We start from the raw sequence: 3751 nt of genomic DNA, 5'->3' as shown, positions 1-3751 counted from the left end.
CGGTGGTCACGTACGCCCTCGACGCGGCATTCCAGCGCGCCGTCGAAGACGACGAGGTGAAGGTGATCGTCCTGGCAGGCAACGGACCTCACTTCAGCGCCGGTCACGACCTGGGAACTCCGGGACGCGACCATCACGTCGAGTACGAGAACAAGGCCACCATGTGGTGGGATCACGTCGACAAGCCAGGCGGTGACCAGCGTTTCGCCCGCGAGATGGAGGTCTACCTGGGCATGTGCCGCCGTTGGCGGGAGATCCCCAAGCCCACCATCGCGATGGTGCAAGGCGCCTGCATTGCCGGCGGGCTCATGCTCGCCTGGGTCTGCGACATGATCGTCGCGGCCGACGACGCCTTCTTCTCCGATCCCGTTGTCCGCATGGGTATCCCCGGCGTCGAATACTTCGCGCACCCGTGGATGGTCGGTTCACGATTCGCCAAGGAAATGCTCTTCACCGGCGATAGGTTCACCGCGCAACGTGCATACGAAATCGGCATGGTGAACCGCGTCGTCGCCCGCAAGCATCTCGAGAAGGAGACGTTCGAGCTCGCCGGACGTATCGCCGAGATGCCGCGCTTCGGACTGGCTTTGACCAAGAAGGCCGTCAATCAGTGCGAGGATCAGATGGGGATGCGCAACGGCATCGACTCCGTCTTCGGTCTGCATCACTTCGCTCACGCTCACAACGCCGAAGTCGGCAAAGACTCGCTTGGTGGTCTCGACGCCAAAGCTATGGCTGCCAGTGCTCGCGCACCGCAGGAAGGAACAAACTAGTGGATCTCGTATTCGACGACGCCACAACCGCATTCCGTGACGAGGTTCGCTCGTTCCTGGAAGCGAATGTGCCCGCGACTCCCCTGAAGTCGATGGATACCGCCGAAGGCTTCGAAGAGCACCGTCAGTGGGAGCACACTCTCGCCGACGCCGGCTACGCCGTCGTCTCCTGGCCCAAGGAACTCGGTGGACGCGATGCGTCCCTGCTCGAGTGGGTCATCTTCGAGGAGGAGTACTACCGCTCGGGCGCGCCCGGCCGCGTAAGCCAGAACGGCATCTTCTTGTTGGCTCCCACACTGTTCGAGCATGCAAATGCCGAGCAGTTGGCTCGCATCATGCCGCGCATGGCTCGTGCCGACGACATCTGGGCCCAGGCCTGGTCCGAGCCCGAATCCGGTTCCGACCTCGCTAGCCTGCGTTCGAGTGCGAAGAAGGTCGACGGCGGCTGGCTGCTCAACGGTCAGAAGACGTGGAGCTCACGCGCGAGTTACGCCGACTGGGGCTTCGGCTTGTTCCGCTCCGATCCGGATGCGCAGCGCCACAAGGGCATCACGTATTTCATGTTCGACCTCCGGTCGAAGGGTGTCACCGTTCGCCCGATCGATCAGCTCGACGGTGAGCCCGGCTTCGCCGAGATCTTCCTCGAAGACGTCTTCGTTCCGGACGACCCGGCCAACCCAGGTGAGTCGGGTGTGATCGGAAACGTCAACGAAGGTTGGCGGGTCGCGATGAGCACCGCGAGCAACGAGCGTGGTCTCTCGCTGCGCAGCCCCGGCCGCTTTCTCGCCACCGTCGACCGCCTGCTCGAGCTGTACAAGTCCAGCGGACGCACCGACGACAGCGCTCTGCGCAACCAGGTCGCCGACGCCTGGATCGGCGCTCGCGCTTACCAACTCAACACATTCGGCACCGTCACCCGTCTGGCCGACGGTGGACAGCTCGGCGCCGAGTCCTCGATCAACAAGGTCTTCTGGTCCGAGTGGGATATCGCCACCCACGAGACTGCTCTCGAACTTCAGGGCCCTGAAGCCGAGTTGGCCGACAACTGGATGGACGGATACCTGTTCTCCCTGTCCGGCCCGATCTACGCAGGCACCAACGAGATTCAGAAAAACGTCATCGCTGAGCGTCTGCTCGGCCTACCGAAGGCGGACCGATGAGATTCGCGCTCGACTCCTCCCACCAGGACTTCGCTGCAAGCATCGATGCACTGCTGACCAAGTCCGACATGCCCGCCGTCATCCGTTCGTGGAACGACGGTGACACCGAGCCGGGCAAGAAGCTCTGGCAGCGCCTCGCCGAGACCGGCGTCAACGGTCTCGTCATCTCCGAAGAGCACGACGGACTCGGCGCCGACGCCGTCGACCTGGTCGTTGCGCTCGAACAGCTCGGTCGGCACGCAGTACCCGGACCGGTCGTCGAGACCATCGCCGTGGCGCCGACGCTCCTGGCCTCCGTTGCACCGGAACGTCTCTCTGCTCTCGCCGAGGGTTCGCTGGCAACTGTCGCAGCTCCCCCGCGCACACCGTTCGCGCTCGACGCCGATGCGGTGGATCTGGTTCTGCTCGCGCAGGACGGTGCCGTATCACTCGGTGTCCCTGGCGAAGCCAAGGCATCGGTGGATCTCTCCCGCAAGCTCTACGAGGTTTCCGCCGGCGAATCGCTGGGCTCCGCCGACTTCTCGGCCGCCTTCGACATGGGCGCTCTTGCCACTGCCGCGCAGTTGCAGGGCCTGGGCCAGACACTGCTCGAGGTCACCACCGAATACGCGAAGCAACGCAAGCAGTTCGGCAAGGTCATCGGACAGTTCCAGGCCATGAAGCACCACCTGGCCGAGGTTGCCGTCTCCCTCGAGATGGCTCGCCCCCTGCTGCACGGCGCCGCACTGTCGGTTCGCGATCAGTCGGCCGACGCCTCGCGTGACATCTCTGCGGCCAAGGTCGCGTGCGGGGATGCTGCGTACAAGGCCGCTCGCGTCGGACTCCAGGTTCACGGCGCCATCGGCTACACGATGGAACACGATCTCTCCTTGTGGCTCACCAAGGTACGGGCGCTGCTCACCGCGTGGGGCACACCGTCCGAGCATCGCGCACGCGTCGTCGAAGCGCTGGTTGCATCATGAGCATCGACACCGAAGACCAGGCAGCACTGCGCGCATCGGTACGCGATCTCCTGAGCAAGCATTCCGACTCCGCTGCCGTCCGCGCCGCCATCACCACAGAGATCGGCTACGACGCCGCTTTGTGGAGCAAGCTGTGCGAGCAGATCGGCGTCGCCGCGTTGGCGATTCCGGAGGAGTTCGACGGCGTCGGAGCAGGTTTGGGCGAGGTACACGTGGTCCAGGAGGAATTGGGCCGCACGCTGACCCCGTCACCGATGCTGGGTTCGGCGATTCTTGCCGCACAGGCACTGCTGCTTTCCGGTGACAACGACGCATGCTCGCGACTGCTGCCCGGTGTCGCGTCCGGCGAGAGCACGCTCGCTCTGTGCTGGGCAGGTGCCGCGGGTTGGAGCACCTTCGGCGTCGAGGCAACCGAAGACGCGTTGACCGGCACGGCGTCGTACGTCCTCGACGGACACGTCGCAGACACCCTGCTCGTTCTCACGGCCGACGGGTTCTACGAAGTGGATCCAGCGGCCGAAGGCGTCTCCCGCCGACGCGTCCCCACCATGGATCCGACGCGAACGCTGGCGGAGGTCACGTTCTCCGGTGTTCGTGGTCGGCCACTGGAGTGGTCCGAAGATCTGGTCGATCGGATCCGAACCGTCGTTCTGATCGCCTTGTCCGCGGAACAGGTCGGAGCGGCCGCAGCGATCGTCGAGCAGACCGTCGAATACACCAAGTCGCGCAAGCAGTTCGGTCGCGCGATCGGCTCTTTCCAGGCCCTCAAGCACCGGATGGCCGACATGTACACGTTGGTCGAGACGGCGAGGTCGATGACGTACGCCGCCGTGGCGACGCAGTCGGCGGACGACGC

4 protein-coding genes are annotated in these 3751 nt (G+C 64.6%); all 4 read left to right on the top strand.

All coding sequences use genetic code 11. The features are described 5' to 3' along the window. Positions 1-773 (top strand): enoyl-CoA hydratase (locus A2J01_RS07865; protein WP_064112453.1); only part of this gene is annotated, 773 nt, incomplete at its 5' end. Then, positions 773-1933 (top strand): acyl-CoA dehydrogenase family protein, encoded by a 1161-nt coding sequence (locus tag A2J01_RS07860; RefSeq protein ID WP_007734181.1) that lies wholly within the window; start codon positions 773-775, stop codon positions 1931-1933. The genes A2J01_RS07865 and A2J01_RS07860, both read left to right, overlap by 1 nt. Then, positions 1930-2895: an acyl-CoA dehydrogenase family protein gene (locus A2J01_RS07855; RefSeq protein ID WP_007734178.1), complete on the top strand. Its 966-nt coding sequence runs from the start codon at positions 1930-1932 to the stop codon at positions 2893-2895. Before A2J01_RS07860 ends, A2J01_RS07855 begins: the two co-directional genes overlap by 4 nt. After that, positions 2892-3751: acyl-CoA dehydrogenase family protein (locus tag A2J01_RS07850; RefSeq protein ID WP_064112452.1), on the top strand; the 860-nt coding region annotated here is incomplete at its 3' end. The genes A2J01_RS07855 and A2J01_RS07850, both read left to right, overlap by 4 nt.

Origin of the sequence: Rhodococcus sp. EPR-134 (assembly GCF_001647205.1) — a bacterium.
GTDB classification, from domain to species: domain Bacteria; phylum Actinomycetota; class Actinomycetes; order Mycobacteriales; family Mycobacteriaceae; genus Rhodococcus_F; species Rhodococcus_F qingshengii.
The sequence above is the reverse complement of the archived record's forward strand: the minus strand, read 5'-3'. Positions and strand labels throughout refer to the sequence as shown.

Coding starts and splice junctions, on each gene's coding strand:
- A2J01_RS07855 (WP_007734178.1), top strand. CDS start 1,930: ATGAGATTCGCGCTCGACTCCTCCCACCAGGACTTCGCTGCAAGCATC.